Raw genomic sequence first — 20065 nt, 5'->3', positions numbered from 1 at the left:
CCCGCGGATAGCACGCCTGGAGATACGGACGCCGGCAGCAAACGCGCGCTACCGGCGCCCCTTCCCGCGCTTTCGTTCAATCGGCCGGCCCTGCAAACAGGATCAGATTTCCGTCGGGATCGAGCACGATAAACGTCCGTGCGCCCCAGGGTTCCGTGCGCAACGTTTGGTGAAAAAAGACCCCGGCCGACTGGTAGCTCAGGAACAATTGCTTGATGTCATTGGCGGTATCGAGGGCGATGGAGGCGGAAAGCAGGTGCTCGCGCTGCCGGATGTCGCCGACGAAGACGGGTTCGCAGACGAGACGCAGAGCGAGCCGAGCATTGTCCCGGATCACCTGCCCGTAGAAGGGCGGATCGCCGTAGACGAAATCGACCGCAAAGCCGAGCTTCTCGGTGAAGAAGTCGCATGCGGCGCTGATATCGGCAACGAACAACTGCGCGGCTGTCGATTGCAGCACCGGCTGCGGTGTGGCGGGTTTGGATTGCATGGTCATTGTCAGGGCTCCTGATTTGAGCGCCTGCCAACTGTCGAACCCCGATTGACGCGCGATCAGTTCCTGCGCGTCGGCGAGCTTGAACTCCGACTTGAGAATAGTCTCGTCGTCAAGATCGCGGAAGCGCGGCAAGGCAGCCCTGATCTCGGCTGCGACCGGATAGTATTGGTCGCGATGCCATCTGAGGTATTGCTTCGCTTGCTTCTTCAGGTTTTCAAGGTTTGGCATGGGCGCAACTACGGTCTGTGTTCCGTAGGCGGGCGTTGCCCTTTCAGCCCTCTGCCGATGCGCCCTACGCAGCCAGCAGAGATTGGCCGCCATGGCACGTGCTGTCAACGCCCCGATGGCGGCGGGTGCCGATATCCGCCCTTGCCGGCCGAACCGCGGTTCCCTTAGACATAGGGACCATTGAAGTCCGCGAAGAGCCGCTGCCATGCCTGCCATTTCCATCGACCGCACGCTGAGGCGCGTTTCCATCGACGCGCGGGATCCAGCCTTCTACCGTGATCCGCTCGCAGCCTATGCCGAGATCCATGCGCAGTGCCCGGCCTTCTTCTGGGAGGAACGTCAGCAATGGTATTTCGCCGGCTACGACCTGGTGAACGCGCTTTTGCGCGACCGACGCTTCGGCCGGCAGATACTGCATGTGGCGACACGCGACGAACTCGGCCTGCCGCTGCCGAAGCCGCATCTGAAGGATTTCGACGCGCTCGAAGCGCATTCGCTGCTGGAACTCGAACCACCGGCGCACACGCGGCTGCGCACGCTCGTCAACCGGGCCTTCGTCTCGCGGCAGATCGAACAGCTGCGGCCGGACATCGAGCAACTGTCGCATGCCCTCATCGACAGCTTTGCCGATGACGGCGAGGTCGAACTGCTGAAAAGCTTTGCCGAAACGCTTCCCGTGACCATCATCGCCCGCATGCTCGGCATTCCCGTCGAAGCGGCGCCCGATCTGCTCGACTGGTCGCATCGCATGGTTCGGATGTATGTCTTCAACCCGAGCTACGAGACCGAACTCGACGCTAACCAAGCCTCCGCAGATTTTGCCGACTATCTGCGCGGCATCATCGCCGAGAAGTGCCGCACCCCCGCAGACGACCTGCTGACGCACATGATTACCTCGGAAAAGGATGGCGAGCGGCTGTCGGAGGCGGAGCTGGTCTCGACCACCGCCCTCCTCCTCAACGCAGGTCACGAGGCGACCGTGCACCAGATCGGCAACGCGGTGAAGACAATCCTGCAATCCGGGCTTCCGGCGAAAGACCTGTTTGCCACGGAGACGGCAACCGCGCTGACGGTGGAGGAGTGTCTGCGCTTTGCGGCACCGCTGCATATTTTCCAGCGTTATGCGCTCTCGGATATCGAACTCGATGAAGGCGTCACTCTGCGAAAGGGCGACAAGATCGGCCTGCTGCTCGGAGCGGCGAACGTGGACCCGAAGAAGTTCACCGGACCGAACGCGTTCCGGCCGACGCGCGACGAAGGCGCCAATGTCTCTTTCGGAGCGGGCCTGCATTTCTGTATCGGCGCGCCGCTTGCCCGGCTGGAGCTCAATCTGGCGCTGCCTATTCTGTTTCAGCGCCTGCCGAACATGCGGCTGAAGAACGAGCCCGAGGTCAAGGACGCGTTCCATTTTCACGGCCTGGAACGCCTCGACCTCGTCTGGTGACGAGCACCGAAGACTGATCTCCGGTGCCCCAGCGATCACAGACGGATGACATAGTCCTTGCGGGTCGTCTCCACGACCTCCCAGGTGCCCTCAAAGCCGGGACGCAGGATCATGCTGTCGCCGGCGCGCAGATGCGCCGCTTCGCCGCCATCCTGCGTGACGATCGAATAGCCTGAGAGGATGTGGAAGTATTCCCACTCCTCGTAGACGATCCGCCATTTGCCGGGCGTCGATTCCCAGACCCCGGCATAGAGACCACCTTCGGCCTCCTCAAGGTTCCAGGTCTTGAACTGCGGCGCACCTGAGATGAGCCGGTCGGCCGCAGGCGTACCGATTTCCGCCTCGGCGGTGGACAGGTCAAACTTCTGCATATTCGTCATCTTGGCACCCTTGCGAAGGGCGCGCTGGCGCGCCCTTCGCAGCTAGTGTTTCAAAGCTTTGCCAACGACTGTTCGAGATCGGCGATGATGTCCGAAACATCCTCAATGCCGACCGACAGGCGCACGACGTCAGGGCCGGCACCGGCCGCCACCTGCTGCTCGGGCGTGAGCTGGCGATGCGTGGTCGAGGCTGGGTGAATGACGAGCGAGCGCGTGTCGCCGATATTGGCGAGGTGAGAGAACATTTCCAGCCCCTCGACGAAACGCTTGCCCGCCTCGTAGCCACCCTTGAGCCCGAAGGTGAAGACGGCACCGGCGCCCTTCGGCGAATAGCGCTGCTGCAGGGCGTGGTTCGGGTCGTCCTCCAGCCCGGCATAGTTGACCCAGGAAATCTTGTCGTGCGTCTTCAGCCACTTGGCGACCGCAAGTGCGTTGTCGCAATGGCGCTGCATGCGCAGCGGCAGCGTTTCGGAGCCCGTTACCAGCATGAAGGCATTGAACGGCGAGATCGCCGGACCGAAGTCGCGCAGGCCGAGGACACGCGCGGCAATGGCGAAGGCGATGTTACCGAAGGTCTGATGCAGCACGACGCCGGCATACTCCGGACGCGGTTCGGACAGCATCGGATACTTGCCGGACTTCGACCAGTCGAAGGTGCCGCCATCGACGATGACGCCGCCCATGGAGTTGCCGTGGCCGCCGATGAACTTCGTCAGCGAATGCACGACGATATCGGCGCCATGCTCCAGCGGCCGCAACAGGTAAGGTGTGGCCATGGTGTTGTCGACGATCAGCGGCAGGTCGTGCTTGCGGGCAACCTCGGCGATGGCGGCAATATCGACGAAGGTGCCGCCGGGATTGGCGAGGCTCTCGATGAAGATCGCCTTGGTGCGCCGATCGATCTTCGCCTCAATGGAAGCCGGATCGGCAGGGTCGGCCCAGCGGACCTGCCAGTCGAAGGACTTGAAGGCGTGGCCGAACTGGTTGACCGAGCCGCCATAAAGCCGGTTGGCGGCAATGAAATTGTCGCCCGGGCTCATGATCGTGTGGAAGACGAGGAGCTGTGCGGCGTGGCCGGAGGCGACGGCGAGCGCCGCCGTGCCGCCTTCGAGCGCGGCAATACGCTCTTCGAGCACTGCCTGCGTCGGGTTCATGATGCGGGTATAGATGTTGCCGAACTGCTGGAGACCGAAGAGTGCCGCCGCATGGTCGGTGTCGTTGAAGACGAAGCTCGTCGTCTGGTAGATCGGCGTCGCCCGTGCACCCGTGGTTGGGTCAGGTTGCGCCCCCGCATGGATTGCGAGCGTGTTGAAACCAGGATTGTCTTTCGTCATTTCGTCCCTCCCGTGACCAGAGCGCGGCCGCCAACCGGCGCGCCGGAGATGCTCTATCACCTTGAATCTACGCGTGAACCGCTATCGAACCTGCGCAGTTGCACGCGCAAGCCGCGGCACTATTCCAGAGCCTTCGCATGCGGTCAAAGAGGATTTTTCAAGAACTGACGGTTGTATGGTCCGCCGGCGATGTGCCGCCCGAGATCAGCCGATCAGGCGTGGGTACTCGATCGCCGGACAGCGGTCCATGACCACCTTGATGCCGGCGGCTTCCGCTTTCGCCGCAGCGCCGTCATGGCGCACGGAGAGCTGGCCCCAGATCGCCTTCGGCAGCGTCTCCAACGCGAGAATCTCGTCGACGAGCGCCGGCAGGGCGTCGGCAGCGCGGAAGACGTCGACCATATCGATCGGCTCCTTGATATCGGCGAGCCGGCCGACCACGGCCTGGCCTTGGATGCTCTTGCCGACATGCCCGGGATTGATCGGGATTACCCGGTAGCCCTTGCGCAGCAGAAACGCCATGACCCGATGGCTCGGACGCTCAGGATTCGGCGAAGCGCCGACAAGGGCGATCGTCTTGGTCTCGCGCAGGATGTCTGCGAGATAATAGTCCGGGTAAGCGTCGTGGTTCATCTGCAGCTTCGGATCCGTTCGTGTTAAACGGTCGTATAATGATGGCGAGGCCGGCCAAGTCAACCGTGCGGCCCGCTCGTCCCCCGCCAAAGATTGCCGCTTCCGCAAGACTTTCCGGTTGCTTTTGCGCCCGTGCGGCGCGACAAGCGTCTCAACGCCCGCTACACCGTTTCCGAGGTTTCAATCTTGCCGCTTGATGTCATTGCGCTCGTCCTGTTCGGGGCGTTGTTGCACGCGACCTGGAATGCGTTGGTCAAGGCGGGAACGGAAAAGTCGCTCGACGCTGCGATGATCGCGCTCGGGGCCGCAGCCGTCGCCATCCCCTTCCTGCCGTTCATGCCATTGCCCAAACCGGAAGCGTGGCCATACATCCTGGTTTCGGCACTGTTCCAGTTCGCCTATTTCCAGCTCGTCGCCGCATCCTATCGCGCCGGCGACATCGGCCTTGTCTATCCGCTGATGCGCGGAGCGGCGCCGTTGATCGTCGCGATGACCAGTGGGGCGTTGATCGGCGAAAAGCTCACCTTCGGAACGATGATCGGTATCCTAACGATCTCTGCCGGGGTGCTGACGCTCGCCTTCGAGTCGCGCAAGGGCGGCAAGAACGCGATCGTGCTTGCGCTGCTCAATGCCTGCGTCATCGCAAGTTACACCTTTGTCGACGGCATCGGCGCGCGCGTCTCGGGCAATGCGATCTCCTACACGCTGTGGATGGCGCTGCTGCCGCCGGTTCTGCTTTTCACCTGGGCCTTTGCCCGGCGCGGCATCAAGCCGGTCGCCCGCCACGTCTACAAGAACTGGTGGCGGGGCCTCATCGGCGGCGCCGGCTCGATCGGCGCCTATGGCTTGGCGCTCTGGGCGATGACCAAGGCGCCGGTTGCAACCGTCGCGGCACTCCGCGAGACCTCGATCCTCTTTGCCGTGGTGATCTCGGTCGTGTTCCTCAAGGAACCGGTCAGCGTCTGGCGCATCGCAGCGGCCTGCGTCATCGCGCTCGGCGCCCTGCTCCTGAAGCTCGCCTGAGCGTCAGTCTTCCTTCCATTCCGGCATGCGCTTGCCGAGGAATGCGCCGATACCGTCCTCGGCATCGCGCGCGAGCATGTTCTCGACCATGACGCCGACGGCATAGTCGTAGGCCTCTGGCAGGTCCATCTCCGCCTGGCGATAGAAGGCCTCCTTGCCGATCTTCAGCGCCTGCGGCGACTTCGAGGCAATGACTGCTGCGTATTTGTCGACCACCTGGCGCAGGTACTGCTGCGGTACGATGCGGTTGACGAGACCGAAATCCTTGGCGGTCGAAGCGTCGATGGTCTCGCCGGTGAGCAGCATTTCCATCGCCTGCTTGCGATGTGCCGCACGCGTGAGCGCGACCATCGGCGTCGAGCAGAAGAGGCCGATATTGACACCGGGCGTGCAGAAGGTGGAGCTGTCAGTGCAGATCGCGAGGTCACAGCTTGCGACGAGCTGGCAGCCAGCTGCCGTAGCCAAACCATCGATCTCGGCGATGACGGCCTGCGGCAGCCGGGTGATTTTCAGCATGAGATCGCCGCAGAGGCGGATCGTCCGTTCGAAGAAGGCCCTGCCCCGGTCGTCGTCTTCGCGGTGCGCAGTCATTTCTTTCAGATCGTGACCGGCGGAAAACAGCTTGCCCGTGGCGGCGAGCACGACGACCCTGATGTCCTTGGCGGTGGCGACCGCATCGAACTCGGCGTGCAGCGCCTCCATCATGGCGATCGACAGCACGTTGGCCGGCGGGTTGTTGAGCGTCAGCCGCAAGACGGGCCCTGACTGTTCACGCAGCAGCAGGCCGTTCGGCTCTTCCTTCTTGAACGACACGACGTCGGCCATCTTCTTCTCCTGAAACTTGAATTTGGTTGGTGGTACGCCGGCCACGCGTGCCGTGCAAGCCGACAGCACACCCCGGTGACGCATTCCGCCTACGACCATTTTCCGCCTTGCGTCCGGCCACCAGCCGGTTTCAGGTGACGGACAGACATGTTGAAGGATAGAATGCATGACCATCGAGCCGATCATGACCGTCGACGACCTCAACCGATTTCTCGACACGGATTTCCCGCAGGTCCATACCGACGGCAAGGTCTTCCATGTCACGGCTGTTGGACCCGGCTTTGCCACCATGCGGCTCGATCCGAACGAACGGCATATCCGGCCAGGCGGCACGGTTTCCGGCCCTACGCTTTTCGCGCTCGCGGACGTCTCGGCCTATGTCGCATTGATCGCCCATATCGGACCGGTTGCGCTTGCCGTCACCACCAATCTCAACATCAACTTCCTGCGCAAGCCCGAGCCGGAACCGCTCGAATGCACCTGCCGCATCCTCAAACTCGGCAAGCGGCTCGCCGTTCTCGACGCGTCGATCGTCAAGGTTGGCGACGACGACCTCGTTGCGCATGCCACAGCGACCTATTCGATTCCGCCGCGATAATTTGTGGTATCAAAATACCATACATATAACATATTGTTTTTGCTTATCTTTATTTCCATGTCGCAGATTTCGCGTTCTTGACGCTTGTTTCGCACTTGCGTATAAGCTGCCGCAGATCGCGGTCCTCTGAGGGCCGCTTTCTCTTTTGCCCGGGAAACTGGACAAAACCAAGCAACAAGAAACGCCCAGCGGTTCGCCGCTCGGGTCCAAAGAAAGATTTTGATATGGCAACCTTCATTCAGAAGCCTGCAGAGGTGGAGAAGAAGTGGATCATCATCGACGCCGAAGGCCTCGTTGTTGGTCGCCTCGCTTCCCTCATCGCAAACCGCCTGCGCGGCAAGCACAAAGCTACCTTCACCCCGCATGTTGACGACGGCGACAACGTCATCGTCATCAACGCCGAGAAGGCAGTTCTGACGGGCAAGAAGTACACCGACAAGAAGTACTACTGGCACACCGGCTACCCCGGCGGCATCAAGGAGCGCACCGCGCGCCAGATCATCGAAGGCCGCTTTCCGGAGCGCGTCATCGAGAAGGCCGTCGAGCGCATGGTTCCGCGCGGTCCGCTTGGCCGTCGCCAGATGAAGAACCTGCGCGTATACGCAGGCGCCAACCACCCGCATGAAGCACAGCAGCCGGCCGTCCTCGACGTCGCCAAGCTGAACAGCAAGAACACAAGGAGCGCCTGATAATGGCTGACCTTTCCGCTCTCAAGGAAATCGCCACGACCGCGGAACCGGCTGCTCCGGTTCACGTCAAGAAGGTCGACGCCCAGGGTCGCTCCTACGCGACCGGCAAGCGTAAGGACGCTGTCGCCCGCGTATGGGTCAAGCCGGGCACCGGCAAGATCACCATCAACGGCAAGCCCTACGCGGCTTACTTCGCCCGTCCGGTTCTGCAGATGATCCTGCAGCAGCCGATCGTCGCTGCTGCCCGTGACGGCCAATTCGACATCGACGCGACCGTTGCTGGCGGTGGTCTTTCCGGCCAGGCCGGTGCCGTTCGTCACGGCATCTCCAAGGCACTCACCTACTTCGAACCGGGCCTGCGCTCGGTCCTGAAGCGCGGTGGCTTCCTCACCCGCGACAGCCGCGTGGTCGAGCGTAAGAAGTACGGCCGTGCGAAGGCACGTCGTTCGTTCCAGTTCTCGAAGCGTTAATCGCTTCAACTGCGACACTTGGAAAGGCGGGGCTTTGCTCCGCCTTTTTTTGTTATCATCCGCCGCAACGTCGACCCCTCGAGGCACAGCATGACAAGCTCCCCCGTCGCCAAGACCCCAGCGCCGCCCTATTACATCGTCACGTTCGCCTCGCGGCGCACGGCAGGCGACCACGGCTACGACAACATGGGAGACGAAATGGAGCGACTTGCGCGCGAGCAGCCGGGTTTTCTCGGTCTCGAAAGCGTGCGCGGCGCCGACGGCTTCGGCCTAACCAATTCCTACTGGGCGGATGAGGAGAGCATCGCGGCCTGGAAAAACAATGTCCGCCACCTGACGGCCCAGCGCCTCGGCCGCGAGCGCTGGTACGAGGATTATCAGGTTCGTGTGGGCAAGATCGAGCGCCAATACGGTTTCGAACGCCCCTAGTTCTGCGGCTGCGCACGGTCGCCGCCACAAGCGGGCTAAATCGGCAACTCCGTCGTCGACTTGAGTTCGCGCAGGACGAAGCTCGACACCACGGTGCGCACATGGGGATTGCGCATCAGATAGCGCGTCATGAAGGTATCGTAGCTTTCGACGTCATTGGCGCGGATCTTCAGCATGTAGTCGAATGTGCCGGATAGAGCGTAGCACTCCATGATCTCCGGCCGGTCGCGCACGACGGCGGAAAAGGCGGCAATCGCCTCGTCGTGATGATCTTCGAGCGTCACATGGGCGATGATACAGAGTTTCAAGTCGAGCTTTGCCGGATCGAGCAGCGCCACGCGCTTGCGAATGACGCCATCCGTCTCCAGTTCCTGCAGCCGCCGCCAGGCCGAGCTTTGCGACATGCCGGCTTTCTCCGCGAGATCGGAGAGCGACTGGCCGCTATCGGCCTGAATGAGCCGCAGCAGCTTTCGCACAGGCTGAAGACTTTCTTTCACATCGGACGGCATTTCGAATTTTCCTCCCGCGATCAGGCGTCAACGTGGCAACTGTGGAACAAATACTCGCTCCATCCGCGATACAATTGCAACAGGAGAGTTCATCTGACGAATGAGGAGACGTCATGACGAAGGAAAGCAGCTACACGGCCAAACTGCCGGAACCGGACGGCACCTATCACTATACCCCGGAAGAAGATGCGATCTGGGGCGAGCTGTACCAGCGGCAGATGAAACTTCTGGCCGACAAGGCGTGCGACGAATACCTCGAGGGCGCCAAGACGCTCGATCTCGGCCCTGACCACGTGCCGCAGTTGAAGGACGTGAACCGCCGCCTTGCCGAAACCACCGGCTTCGGTGTCGAAGGTGTTCCCGCCCTCATTCCGCCGTCCCGCTTCTACGAACTGCTGTCCCAAGGCAAGTTTCCGCTGGCGACCTTCATTCGCCGCCGCGAGCATATCGATTACATCGAAGAACCCGACATCTTCCACGAGGTCTTCGGTCACTGCCCGCTACTGACCAACCAGAGCTACGCCAACTTCGTCCGTCGCTTCGGCGAAAAGGCGGTTTCGCTAGGCAAGGGCTATTCCTGGCACATGTTCCGGATCTTCTGGTTCACCGTCGAGTTCGGGCTGATCAACACGTCGAAGGGCCGCCGCTGCTATGGCGCCGGCATCGTGTCTTCGCCTAACGAGACACGGAATGCGATGGGAACTCCAGGCGTCGAGTTCCGCCCGTTCGACCTGATGACTGTGCTGCGTACACCCTATCGCATCGATATCGTCCAGCCGATCTATTACGTGATCGACAGTTTCGCCCAGCTGGAAACGATCATCGAAGAGGATATCGCCGCGCGCATCACCGAAGCCAAGGCGCTTGGCGACTTCGCCCCGACCTACGAAGCCAAGGCCTCGTAATCGCCGAAGAAACGGCCGGCAGGGCCTTGCCTTGCCGGCAACGATTGTCCAACCTTCCGCCACCACAGGTTTGAGCGGGATGCGCGCAGAGGATGCGCGCTTTCCGGCTCCGAGGCAGAGGCGGGATATGGCGAACAGGACGATCGATCATGCGCTGACGGCGCGCTCACTCACATCGGCGGCGTCCGATCCGACCCATGCCGGGATTCTCTCCTTCATGCGCCGCAAATATTCGAAGCAGTTGAAGGGTGTCGATGCCGTCGTCTGGGGCATTCCCTTCGACGCCGCCACTTCGAACCGCCCCGGCGCGCGCTTCGGGCCGCAGGCGATCCGCCGCGCCTCGGCAATCTTCGACAACGATCCGCAGTACCCGTTCGACCGCGATCTCTTCGCGGAGATGGCGACGGTCGACTATGGCGACTGCCTGCTCGACTACGGCAATCATTCGAAGACGCCGGCAACGATCGAACGCGAAGCGACTAAGATCATCAGGAGCGGCGCCTATCTGCAGACGCTCGGCGGCGACCACTTCGTCACCTACCCGATCCTGAAGGCGCAGGCGGCTCTGCACGGCCCCCTCGCCCTCGTCCAGTTCGACGCCCACCAGGATACCTGGCCGGATGAACGCGGTCGCATCGACCACGGCTCCTTTGTCGGCCGTGCGGCGCGCGAGGGCCTGATCGATACAGATGCCTCGATCCAGATCGGCATCCGCACGCACGCGCCCGAGGATTGCGGCATCCGCATTCTCTATGGCTACGACGTCGAAGAGATGAGCGCTGCCGAGATCGCCGAGACGATCATAAGGCAGGTTGGCGAACGCAAGGCCTATCTGACCTTTGATATTGACTGCCTCGACCCGGCCTATGCGCCCGGCACCGGCACCCCGGTCGCCGGCGGCCCGTCGAGCGCCAAGATCCTTTCGGTGCTGCGCAAGCTCGGGGCGCTGACGGTGGTCGGCAGCGACGTCGTCGAAGTGGCGCCAGCCTACGACCATGCCGACGTCACCGCAATCGCCGGTGCGACGGTCGCGATGTATATGTTGGGCCTGCATGCGGAGAAGCTTGCCGAGCGTGCGCCGCTTCGCTGAGCGCTGCCGTTGCGATGAATGGCCGCTGCTTATATAGGAACAGGTGGGTTTGGCGGCGTTCCGCCGGCCCGTTGAGAAATTGATTCAATTCTATGCCAGAATGATTCCGGAACGGCTTCTAACTGTCTGGCAGAACGGGAAAATCATGAAACCGAAGATCTTCATCGATGGCGAACACGGCACCACGGGCCTGCAGATCCGCACGCGCATGGCCGGCCGTAGCGATCTCGAACTGCTTTCCATTCCGGAAGCGGAACGACGCAATGCCGCGATGCGAGAAGATCTTCTGAACGAAGCAGACATCGCCATCCTCTGCCTGCCGGACGACGCCTCGCGCGAGGCGGTTTCGATGGTCTCGGGCAACAACAAGGTCCGCATCATCGACACCTCGACCGCGCATCGCATTGCGCCCGACTGGGCCTATGGCTTTGCCGAAATGGACAAGGCGCAGCCGGAGAAGATCCGCAGCGCCCGTTGCGTCGCCAATCCCGGTTGCTATCCGACCGGCGCGATCGGCGTGATCCGGCCGCTGCGCCAGGCCGGCATCCTGCCGGACGGCTATCCGGTGACGGTCAACGCGGTCTCCGGCTACACGGGCGGCGGCAAGCAGATGATCGCGCAGATGGAAGACGCGACCAATGCGGATCACATCAGCGCACCGCACTTCCTCTACGGCCTGACGCTCAAGCACAAGCATGTGCCCGAGATGAAGATGCACGGGCTGCTCGACCGCGCACCGGTCTTTGCGCCCTCGGTCGGCAAGTTCGCACAGGGCATGATCGTCCAGGTGCCGCTCTATCTCGAAGACCTCGCCGCCGGCACGACGCTGGAGACGATCCATGCTGCAATCGTCGCGCATTATGCCGGCCAGTCGATCGTCGAGGTCGTGCCGCTCCAGGAGAGTGAAAAGCTCGGCCGCATCGACGCCACCGAGCTTGCCGGCAAGGACACGATGAAGCTTTTCGTCTTCGGCACCCCTGGCGGCAACCATGTGAACCTCGTCGCCCTGCTCGACAATCTCGGCAAGGGCGCTTCGGGCGCGGCGGTCCAGAACATGGACCTGATGCTGTCGGCCTGATCGGCACTGAGCTCAAAACAAAAGACCCCGGCGAGCCGCTCGCCGGGGTCTTTCTTTTTCCGGAGCTCGTCCGGCGTCAGTCGCGCAGTTCGATCGCCGTCGGCCGCGGGTACTCGCCGTAGAAACCGCGCCAGTGGGCGATGGCAAAGCCAAGCACCACAAGCGCGCCACCCTGGTGCGCCACGCCCCAGCCGACCGGCACCTGCAGCACCAGCGTGGTAATCCCGATCACCGCCTGCACCGAGACGAGCAGGAACAGGAGCACGGCGCGGCGCGCATGGGTGGTTTCGGGTGCGGCCCGCAGCGAGGCAATCATGTGCATCAGTGCGAAGGCAAAGAGCACATAGGCGCCAATGCGGTGGACGAACTGGACCGTCTTCGGGTTCTCGAACAGGTTGATCCACCAGGGCTGCTGCAGGAACAGGTCCTGCGGGATGATCGCGCCATCCATCAGCGGCCAGGTGTTGTAGCTGAAGCCGGCATCGAGACCGGCGACGAGCGCGCCGAGATAGATCTGGAACAGACTGAAGATGGCGATGATCGCCGCCATCTTGCGCGAACGGTCGGTGGGCGCCGTGTCATTCGAATGCGCGCTCAGCCCGCGGAAGATCCACATACAGGCGGCAAAGATCAGACAGGCGATGACGAGATGCGTCGCAAGCCGGTACTGGCTGACCTCGGTGCGCTCCACGAGGCCCGATGAAACCATCCACCACCCGATGAACCCCTGGAAACCGCCAAGCGCAAGGATACCGAGCAGCGGCATGCGCAGCTTGCGCTCGACCTTTCCGGTGAACCAGAAATAGGCAAGCGGCAACGCGAAGATCAGGCCGATGGTGCGGGCAAGCAGACGGTGCGCCCATTCCCACCAGAAAATCGTCTTGAACTCGTCTACCGTCATGCTGCTGTTCATCTGCTGATACTGCGGAATGCGCTGGTAGAGCTGGAATTCCTCTTCCCACTCGGCGACCGTCAGCGGCGGGATCACGCCATGGATCGGCTTCCACTCGGTGATGGAGAGGCCCGATTCGGTAAGCCGCGTCGCGCCGCCGACGAGCACCAGGGCAAAGAGGGTGAACAGCACGACTGCCAGCCAGCCGCGGATCTGCCGGCGGTTGCGGTCGGTCCTGCCGATCTCGTTTCGAAGCATTTGTTCAGTCGCCATTTCGACGCCGGCCATCATGTTCCCTCTGGTGTCGTAGGGTTGTCGGCGGTGCAACCGGACGGATCAACGGTCGCACCTCAGGAAAGCCGTTGATTTGCACCAGAGCGGCATGCAAAACAAGGCCGAAACCTTTGCGGCATGCGGTCGCGGCCGCTCCGCGCGCATTTGCCCATGTGAAAGATATGAAATGCCCGTACGCCTCAGAAAGCTGATCGGCACGATCCTGATCATCATCCTCGTCGTCGTCTATGCGCTGGCCGCCGTCACCTTCGCCTCGCTGCTGCTCGGCGCTGCCCCCTGGTACGTGCATCTGGCCTACTTCTTCTTCACCGGCCTGCTCTGGATATTGCCGGCCATGCTGATCATCAAATGGATGGAAAAGCCCGCCAAGGATCGTTGATCCTCAATCCGGTAGCCATTCGGGGGGACGCCCATGCGACTTGCAGTTATCGCTGACATCCACGGCAACGATCTTGCGCTCGAAGCGGTACTCGCCGACATCGATGCGCAAGGGATCACCGATATCGTCAATCTTGGCGACCATCTGAGCGGCCCCCTCAATGCCGCACGCACGGCCGACATCCTCATCAAACGGGCGATCCTTTCGATCCGCGGCAATCACGATCGCTATCTCCTGACGATCGATCCGCATGAAATGGGGCTGTCCGATCGCGCAGCCTATGATCAATTGCAGCCGCAGCACCGCGAATGGCTGGCCACCCTACCCGTCGCGCACGTCCACAAGGAAACGTTCTTTCTGTGCCATGCGACGCCGACGGATGACGAGACCTACTGGCTGGAGGCCTTGACGGCCGTCGGCACCGTCCACATGGCGCAGCATTCGGCCATAGAAGCGAAAGCAGCCGGCGTCGACTATCCGGTTATCCTGTGCGGCCACACCCATATCCAGCGCGCCGTGCGGCTTTCCGACGGCCGCCTCGTCGTCAATCCCGGCAGCGTCGGCTGCCCCGGGTATGACGACGACCAACCGGTGCCGCACAAGGTCGAAGCGGGCTCCCCGGACGCCCGCTACGCGATCATCGAGAAATCGGCCTCGGGGTGGCACGTCACCTTCCGCAATGTCCCCTATGACTGGATGGCAATGTCCCAGCTTGCGGCCAGCCGCAACCGCATGGAATGGGCAAAGGCGTTGGCCACCGGCTTTCTCGATTGAAATTTGCGCGCGCTTCACATTCCTCGCTTCACGCTTTGCTAACCGCGTTCGCCGGTTATTCCCAATCGGCTTCATAAGTATTCCCGAATTAAAGCGATCGTAGCGGGCTTGAGGTTCAATCTCTCCGCAACAAGGACCGGACGGCACCTGCGATGACGAACTCGGAACTCACCATGGACGGCTCCGGCGACCGCCGCGCGCACGCGTCCTTGCGTGCAGATCCGACCGATGCCGCCGGCCGCTTCGAAATCTCGCTTCACCGCAATATGGAGGCGCTCGAAACCGAGTGGCGCGTGCTCGACGGTCTTCCTGAGAACTCGCTGCATCATGCCTATCAATGGTGCAGCGCCTGGGCTGCGACCCATGTCAGCGACCTGGCCCTTCTGCGCGTTACCTTCGATGGCGAACTCCTGCTCGTCCTGCCGCTGGAAGTGGCGCGCGGACGCTTGTTTCGAACGGCAAAGCTGATCGGAACCGAGCATAGCAACCTCAACACCGGGCTCTTTGCCCCCAACGCCGCGGCGATCATCAGCACGCCCGCGCTTGCCGACGCGCTTGCCCGCGCCATCTGTGGCGCGCTGCGCGGCCTTGCCGACATCGTCATGCTCGATCGTCTACCGAGCGACTGGCGCGGTGCCCCCAGCCCCTTCTCCCTGCTTTCGAACGTTGCCAATCCCAACCCGTCGTTTCAGCTTCCCCTTCTCGGCGGCATTCAGCCGACACTGGCCCAGCTCAACGCCAAGCGGCGGCGCAAGAAGATGCGCATTTCCGAGCGACGGCTGGCTGAAATGGGCGGCTACGACTATGTGGTCGCGCGTACGGGTGACGAGGCCCACGCGCTGCTTGATACCTTCTTTCGGCAGAAGGCGACGCGTTTTGCTGCGCTCGGCCTTCCCGATGTCTTCCAGGACAAGGAAACGCAGGCGTTTTTCCATGCGCTCGCCGCCCGTATGGGCGACGACGTTCAACTCATGGAACTCAATGCCATCCGCCTGCGGGGCGAAAACGACGGCCGCATCGTCGCCGTCGCCGGACTTTCCCGCAAGGCAGATCACGTGATCTGCCAGTTCGGGTCGATCGACGAAGCTTTGGCCGGCGATGCCAGCCCGGGTGAATTGCTGTTTTACCGCATGATCGAGCGCCTATCGGGGGAAGGCGTGCGCCTGTTCGATTTCGGCGTCGGCGACCAGCCCTACAAACGCTCCTGGTGCACGATCGAGACACCGCTGCGCGACATCGTGTTGCCGGTGACGTTCGCCGGCCGGCTCGCAGGCCTGCGGCATCACCTCGTCGTGAGGGCAAAAAGGGCGATCAAGGCGAACCGGGCCGTTTATGCCCGCATCCAGCGCACGCGACGGCACAGGCAAGACAAGACCTTCGACAGCAGCGCCGACTGATAACCGAGATAAGAGGACGGGGCCCCGGCGCGTTGTCGCCGGTGGCCGGCGACACCATTATGCCGCGTCGCGGTCCGGGTATTCGGGGTCCGATTGTACCTGGCCGGTCATCAGCACGATGTCGCGATAGCCCGCTGCGCCGAATCCGGTCAGCACCTCGACGATCCGCTCATCGCTCACCGACGGCGCCGACAGGATGATTTCCGCGCCATCGCGGCCAGCGATCTTCTCAACAGCCATTTCATCGGCAGGGCCGCATTCGAGCAGGACGAGATCATAGGCGTTGGTCAAGGCGTCGATGATCATCTTCAGCCGGTCGATGCCGCGCATCGCCTGACGCGGATCGGCATCGCCCTGAGGAATGATGTGCGCGTCGGAAAAACGGTCGGCGTGGATCGTGTCCGTGAAGGGCACCTCCCCCGCCAGCAGGTTGGTGATACCAGGAAGCTGTTGCGAGCGCGCCATCAGGCGTGTCGGGCAGGCAGAACCCGTCAGGTCGATCAATACGACCTTCAGCTCCTCTTCGGCCAGCAACCGGGCGAGCATCACGGTGGCGGTAGAACCCTCGTCTCCGCCGGGCGAAACCGAAATCGCAACGCGCACGTTGGTGGCGCGCAGATGCTCGGCGACGGCCTCGATCGAGAAATCCGCCTCGGCTGCCTCTTCCTCCATGTCCGGTGCAAGCGACACGTCCATAGCAGGCAGCAAGTCGACGGCGTCATCTGCGGCGGGCGCAATTGCAGGCGAAGCCTGAGCCATCTCGACCGGCGGCAAATCGGCGACGCTTGCGGCCAGCGCCGGACGCGGGTGGACCGGTGCCCGTTCGCCCGTAGCCGCGACCGGCCGCAAGGCTCGTCCGCTGAAAAGCTCGCCGAGCATGATGCCAATGCAGGTCAGGAGGAACGTGGCAAGCGCTGCGACGACCGTGATCGGCAGCACTTTCGGGAAACTCGCGCCGGTCGGAACCACGGCACTCGAAATGACCCGTGCATCGGCCGGCGTCGCATTCTCCACCGTGCGCGATGTCGCTTCGCGGTAGCGCGCGAGATAGGTCTCCAGCAATTGCCGCTGCGCCGTTGCCTCGCGCTCGAGCGCGCGCAGCCCCACCTCTTCTTCGCCCGCCCGAGCCGACTGCGCCTTCAGCGCATTCAGCTGCTGGGTCAACTGCTGTTCGCGCAGTTCACCGACCTTCGCCTCGTTTTCAAGGCTCGTCAGGATCTTGCGGGTCTCGGAGCTGATCTGGCCGCGGATGCCTTCGAGCTGCGACTTCAGCGCCTTCAGGCGCGGATGACCGTCGAGCAGGGTCGTCGAAAGATCGGCGACCTGCGCCTGGAGATTGGCCTCGGTTTCCTTCAGCCGCTGGATCATCTGTGAACCGACGACGTCGGCGATGGTGTCCGGCGCGCGGCCGCTCGCAAGCGCCGAACGCACGCCGGCGGCACGCGCCTCCGCATTGGCACGCTCGCCGCGCACCCGGGTCAGCTCCGTCGAGATGTCCGTGAGCTGCCGCGTCGCGAAGTTGGTGGTTTCGCCGGTTGGCAGCAGGTCCGACGAGGCGCGATAGGCCGCCACCTTCGCCTCGGCGTCGCGCACCTTCTCGCGCAGATTGGCGATCTCCGGTTCGAGCCAGCGTGTCGCCTCGGAATTGGTGTCGAGTTTCGCACCGCTCTGGAGCGCCAGGAAGACCTTCGCCATCTCATTGGGCACGGCAGCCGCAAGCTGGCGGTCCTTCGAGGTGAAGCCAATCGCAATCACCCGCGACTTCTCCACCTGGTAGACCTGGAGCTTGTCGGAGAATTCCTTGAGCACCCTCTCCTCGGGCGGCATCTCCAGCGGGTTCTTCTTCAGCCCGAGCATGACGAGAAGATCCGAAAGCGCCGAGGGTGCCGACGACGGGTCGAATTCCTTGAGCTCATAGAGCTTCATGTTGCGGGCGACCTGCTTGATGAGATCGGCCGACTTGAGCACCTGTACCTGGCTGAGGATGCCGGATTCATCGAAGACGCGGTCGGCGCCCGCCTGGGAAGCCTGGTTGGGGCCGCTGAACTCCGGCTCGCGCGATTCGATGAGTACACGGGTTTCGCTCTGGTAATCCGGCGCGATCATCTTTGCTGCGCCGAAGGCAAGCGCCGCCACAGCGACGGTGGCGAGCAAAACCTTGACGCGCCGATCCCAGACGGCGCGAAACAGGCCGCCGAGGTCGATATCCACATCCTGTTGTGCGCTGCCGCTTCCCGACATGCTAGTCGCTCCGAACCTTCAAATCTCGCCGGACCGTAAAGGAACATGGTAACGCAAGGGTTAATGCGATCAACCTGCGGATGATAAAGACGGGGCGGTATCGCCAGGTCTCCGCGAAAATTCTACCGCGAGTTTACCTGCTATTAACCCTAACGGACCGATAACGTCACAAAAGCTGGTCGTTTCCGGAGCCTATGAACCGCATGTCCACCGCAGCTATCAAGACGGGTCTCGCGATCACGGCGGCAGCGCTGTCGATGTTGCTCGGCGGCTGCACGAGCTACCAGCCCGCACCCAAGGCCTTCAGTGAAGCCACGATCCAGCCCTATCGGCTCGACAGCGGCGACCGCCTGCGCATCAACGTCTTCGAACAGGCCGGTCTCAGCGGCACTTACACGGTCGATCAGGCCGGCTACGTCGCCTTCCCCCTGATCGGCACCGTCGCCTCGCGCGGCAGGACGCTACCCGAACTGGAGGGCATGATCGCCGCCAAGCTGAAGCAGGGCTATCTGCGCGATCCAGACGTCACGATCGAGGTCGATCGCTACCGTTCCGTCTTCATCATGGGCGAAGTCGGCCAGGCTGGCCAATACGCCTATGTGCCCGGCATGACCGTGCAGAACGCGATCGCTGTCGCCGGAGGCTTCTCTCCGCGCGCCAATCAGTCGAACGCCGACATCACGCGCAAGATCAATGGCCGCATCATCACCGGCCGGGTTCCGATCACCGACGCGGTTCTTGCCGGCGACACGATCTATGTTCGCGAACGCCTGTTCTGATCTCGATGCAACAAGAGCGGCCTTTGCGCATCATCCACTGCTTCAGGTCGCCTGTCGGCGGGATATTCCGCCACGTGCGCGACCTGGCCGAGGCGCATGCCAAGGCGGGCCATGAGGTCGGGATCCTCTGCGACAGCACGACAGGTGGCAGGCACGAGGATCGGTTGTTCGACGAAATCCGCCCCTATCTGGCGCTCGGCCTGATACGGATGCCGATCCATCGCTCGGTCGGGCCGTCGGATTTTGCCGCGTTGTGGCGCGGCTATAAGGAAATCAGAAGTTTGCGACCGGATGTGTTGCATGGGCACGGCGCCAAAGGCGGCGTCATTGCCCGGCTCATCGGTTCAGCCTTGCGGGTCAACAGGTATCGCGTAGCCCGCCTCTATTCGCCGCATGGCGGCAGCCTGCACTACCGTCCAGGCTCTATGACAGGCCGGCTGGTCTTCCCGGCGGAACGGATCCAGCAGCGGATTACCGACGCCCTCGTCTTCGTCTGCGATTTCGAGCGGCAGACCTATTTCGCAAAGGTCGGCGCGCCGCGTGAGCGCAACGAACTGATCTACAACGGCATCGACGACCGGGAGTTCGAGACCGTCCCGCCTGGGCCGGATGCGGTCGACTTTCTCTATATCGGCATGATGCGGGACCTGAAGGGTCCCGATCTGTTTGTGGAAGCTTTCGCCCAGACCGAAAGGCTTGTCGGCAGGCCGCTGTCGGCGCTTATGATCGGTGACGGCCCGCAGCAGCAGGAATACAGCGATCTGGTGCTGCAGCAGGGCCTCGCCCGCCGCATCCGCATGCAGCCGGCGATGAAGACGCGCGAGGCCTTCGCGCTGACGCGCAACATCGTCGTTCCCTCGCGCGCCGAGTCCATGCCCTATATCGTGCTCGAGGCGCTTGCCGCGCGGAAGCCGGTCATCGCCAGCCGTGTCGGCGGCATCCCGGAAATTCTCGGACGCGACAGCACCGCACTTGCCGAACCCGCCAATGCCCGGTCGCTCGCCGACATCATGGCCCGCGCAATCACCGAGAAGGACTGGGCGGCACGTGTGATGCCCGATCCGAGCACGTTCAAGTCGCAATTTGCAGCTTCGGTAATGTCGGCGGATATGCTAAGCCTCTATCGGGAATTGTGCCGTTACCAGCCGCCCGCCGATAGCGTGTTGCCCACAACGTAA

22 protein-coding genes are annotated in these 20065 nt (G+C 62.6%); 14 read left to right on the top strand and 8 right to left on the bottom strand.

The features are described from left to right. Window positions 1-76 precede the first annotated feature (76 nt). Window positions 77-724 carry a VOC family protein gene (locus FA04_RS04935; protein ID WP_034803637.1) on the bottom strand — a complete coding sequence of 216 codons (648 nt, stop codon included), beginning with the start codon at window positions 722-724 and terminating at the stop codon, window positions 77-79. Between the two features lie 205 nt (window positions 725-929). On the opposite strand from FA04_RS04935, the gene FA04_RS04930 reads away from it, so the two are divergent. Beyond that, window positions 930-2168 carry a cytochrome P450 gene (locus tag FA04_RS04930; RefSeq protein ID WP_034803650.1) on the top strand — a complete coding sequence of 413 codons (1239 nt, stop codon included), beginning with the start codon at window positions 930-932 and terminating at the stop codon, window positions 2166-2168. Between the two features lie 35 nt (window positions 2169-2203). On the opposite strand, the gene FA04_RS04925 is transcribed toward FA04_RS04930, so the two are convergent. The 3 genes from FA04_RS04925 to FA04_RS04915 all read right to left on the bottom strand — a co-directional run bounded on the left by FA04_RS04925 (window position 2204) and on the right by FA04_RS04915 (window position 4515). Further along, window positions 2204-2548: a cupin domain-containing protein gene (locus tag FA04_RS04925; protein WP_034803653.1), complete on the bottom strand. Its 345-nt coding sequence runs from the start codon at window positions 2546-2548 to the stop codon at window positions 2204-2206. Between the two features lie 50 nt (window positions 2549-2598). Next, on the bottom strand, window positions 2599-3882 hold the full coding sequence (locus FA04_RS04920) for an O-acetylhomoserine aminocarboxypropyltransferase (RefSeq protein WP_034803656.1): 1284 nt from the start codon (window positions 3880-3882) through the stop codon (window positions 2599-2601). Between the two features lie 204 nt (window positions 3883-4086). After that, window positions 4087-4515 carry a CoA-binding protein gene (locus tag FA04_RS04915; RefSeq protein ID WP_034803659.1) on the bottom strand — a complete coding sequence of 143 codons (429 nt, stop codon included), beginning with the start codon at window positions 4513-4515 and terminating at the stop codon, window positions 4087-4089. A 186-nt stretch (window positions 4516-4701) separates the two neighbouring features. Here FA04_RS04915 and FA04_RS04910 point away from each other — a divergent pair, with 186 nt between their 5' ends. Then, window positions 4702-5538 carry a DMT family transporter gene (locus tag FA04_RS04910; RefSeq protein WP_034804240.1) on the top strand — a complete coding sequence of 279 codons (837 nt, stop codon included), beginning with the start codon at window positions 4702-4704 and terminating at the stop codon, window positions 5536-5538. A 3-nt stretch (window positions 5539-5541) separates the two neighbouring features. Here FA04_RS04910 and FA04_RS04905 read toward each other — a convergent pair whose 3' ends face one another. Further along, window positions 5542-6363, bottom strand: a complete 822-nt coding sequence (locus tag FA04_RS04905) for an enoyl-CoA hydratase (RefSeq protein WP_034803661.1) — start codon at window positions 6361-6363, stop codon at window positions 5542-5544. A gap of 166 nt (window positions 6364-6529) precedes the next feature. On the opposite strand from FA04_RS04905, the gene FA04_RS04900 reads away from it, so the two are divergent. From FA04_RS04900 to FA04_RS04885, 4 genes are all read left to right on the top strand, one after another. Further along, complete coding sequence (locus tag FA04_RS04900; RefSeq protein WP_034803663.1) at window positions 6530-6961, top strand: PaaI family thioesterase; 432 nt, start codon at window positions 6530-6532, stop codon at window positions 6959-6961. A 224-nt stretch (window positions 6962-7185) separates the two neighbouring features. Further along, window positions 7186-7650 carry a 50S ribosomal protein L13 gene (gene rplM, locus FA04_RS04895; RefSeq protein ID WP_034803665.1) on the top strand — a complete coding sequence of 155 codons (465 nt, stop codon included), beginning with the start codon at window positions 7186-7188 and terminating at the stop codon, window positions 7648-7650. 2 nt (window positions 7651-7652) lie between these two features. Then, entirely contained in the window at window positions 7653-8120 is a 468-nt protein-coding gene (rpsI, locus tag FA04_RS04890; protein ID WP_034803667.1) for a 30S ribosomal protein S9, read from the top strand. A gap of 90 nt (window positions 8121-8210) precedes the next feature. Continuing rightward, window positions 8211-8549, top strand: a complete 339-nt coding sequence (locus tag FA04_RS04885) for an antibiotic biosynthesis monooxygenase family protein (protein ID WP_034803669.1) — start codon at window positions 8211-8213, stop codon at window positions 8547-8549. A gap of 35 nt (window positions 8550-8584) precedes the next feature. On the opposite strand, the gene FA04_RS04880 is transcribed toward FA04_RS04885, so the two are convergent. Beyond that, window positions 8585-9058 carry an Lrp/AsnC family transcriptional regulator gene (locus tag FA04_RS04880; RefSeq protein WP_051659658.1) on the bottom strand — a complete coding sequence of 158 codons (474 nt, stop codon included), beginning with the start codon at window positions 9056-9058 and terminating at the stop codon, window positions 8585-8587. A gap of 113 nt (window positions 9059-9171) precedes the next feature. On the opposite strand from FA04_RS04880, the gene FA04_RS04875 reads away from it, so the two are divergent. The 3 genes from FA04_RS04875 to argC all read left to right on the top strand — a co-directional run bounded on the left by FA04_RS04875 (window position 9172) and on the right by argC (window position 12131). Beyond that, window positions 9172-9963 carry a phenylalanine 4-monooxygenase gene (locus tag FA04_RS04875; RefSeq protein WP_034803671.1) on the top strand — a complete coding sequence of 264 codons (792 nt, stop codon included), beginning with the start codon at window positions 9172-9174 and terminating at the stop codon, window positions 9961-9963. Between the two features lie 127 nt (window positions 9964-10090). Next, window positions 10091-11053 (top strand): agmatinase, encoded by a 963-nt coding sequence (speB, locus tag FA04_RS04870; protein ID WP_034803674.1) that lies wholly within the window; start codon window positions 10091-10093, stop codon window positions 11051-11053. A gap of 145 nt (window positions 11054-11198) precedes the next feature. Beyond that, entirely contained in the window at window positions 11199-12131 is a 933-nt protein-coding gene (gene argC / locus FA04_RS04865) for an N-acetyl-gamma-glutamyl-phosphate reductase (RefSeq protein WP_034803677.1), read from the top strand. A 76-nt stretch (window positions 12132-12207) separates the two neighbouring features. Here argC and FA04_RS04860 read toward each other — a convergent pair whose 3' ends face one another. Next, window positions 12208-13311 carry a COX15/CtaA family protein gene (locus tag FA04_RS04860; RefSeq protein WP_034803680.1) on the bottom strand — a complete coding sequence of 368 codons (1104 nt, stop codon included), beginning with the start codon at window positions 13309-13311 and terminating at the stop codon, window positions 12208-12210. 172 nt (window positions 13312-13483) lie between these two features. On the opposite strand from FA04_RS04860, the gene FA04_RS04855 reads away from it, so the two are divergent. The 3 genes from FA04_RS04855 to FA04_RS04845 all read left to right on the top strand — a co-directional run bounded on the left by FA04_RS04855 (window position 13484) and on the right by FA04_RS04845 (window position 15867). Continuing rightward, on the top strand, window positions 13484-13696 hold the full coding sequence (locus FA04_RS04855; RefSeq protein WP_034804246.1) for a DUF2842 domain-containing protein: 213 nt from the start codon (window positions 13484-13486) through the stop codon (window positions 13694-13696). 33 nt (window positions 13697-13729) lie between these two features. After that, window positions 13730-14470: a metallophosphoesterase family protein gene (locus FA04_RS04850; protein WP_034803683.1), complete on the top strand. Its 741-nt coding sequence runs from the start codon at window positions 13730-13732 to the stop codon at window positions 14468-14470. A gap of 152 nt (window positions 14471-14622) precedes the next feature. Further along, window positions 14623-15867: a GNAT family N-acetyltransferase gene (locus FA04_RS04845; RefSeq protein ID WP_034803686.1), complete on the top strand. Its 1245-nt coding sequence runs from the start codon at window positions 14623-14625 to the stop codon at window positions 15865-15867. A 57-nt stretch (window positions 15868-15924) separates the two neighbouring features. Here the strand turns inward: FA04_RS04845 and FA04_RS04840 are convergent, their stop codons facing one another. Beyond that, entirely contained in the window at window positions 15925-18108 is a 2184-nt protein-coding gene (locus FA04_RS04840; RefSeq protein ID WP_034803689.1) for a GumC family protein, read from the bottom strand. Window positions 18109-18311: 203 nt separating this feature from the next. Between FA04_RS04840 and FA04_RS04835 the strand changes: the two genes are divergently transcribed. Both FA04_RS04835 and FA04_RS04830 read left to right on the top strand, forming a co-directional pair. Next, on the top strand, window positions 18312-18887 hold the full coding sequence (locus FA04_RS04835; RefSeq protein ID WP_034804249.1) for a polysaccharide biosynthesis/export family protein: 576 nt from the start codon (window positions 18312-18314) through the stop codon (window positions 18885-18887). 5 nt (window positions 18888-18892) lie between these two features. Continuing rightward, the gene (locus FA04_RS04830; protein WP_034803691.1) at window positions 18893-20065 is read left to right on the top strand and encodes a glycosyltransferase family 4 protein; all 1173 of its coding nucleotides are present in this window, start codon (window positions 18893-18895) and stop codon (window positions 20063-20065) included.

The sequence above is a fragment of the Ensifer adhaerens genome (assembly GCF_000697965.2).
GTDB classification, from domain to species: domain Bacteria; phylum Pseudomonadota; class Alphaproteobacteria; order Rhizobiales; family Rhizobiaceae; genus Ensifer; species Ensifer adhaerens.
Note: the sequence above shows the minus strand (reverse complement) of the source record. Positions and strands in the feature narration are given on the sequence as shown.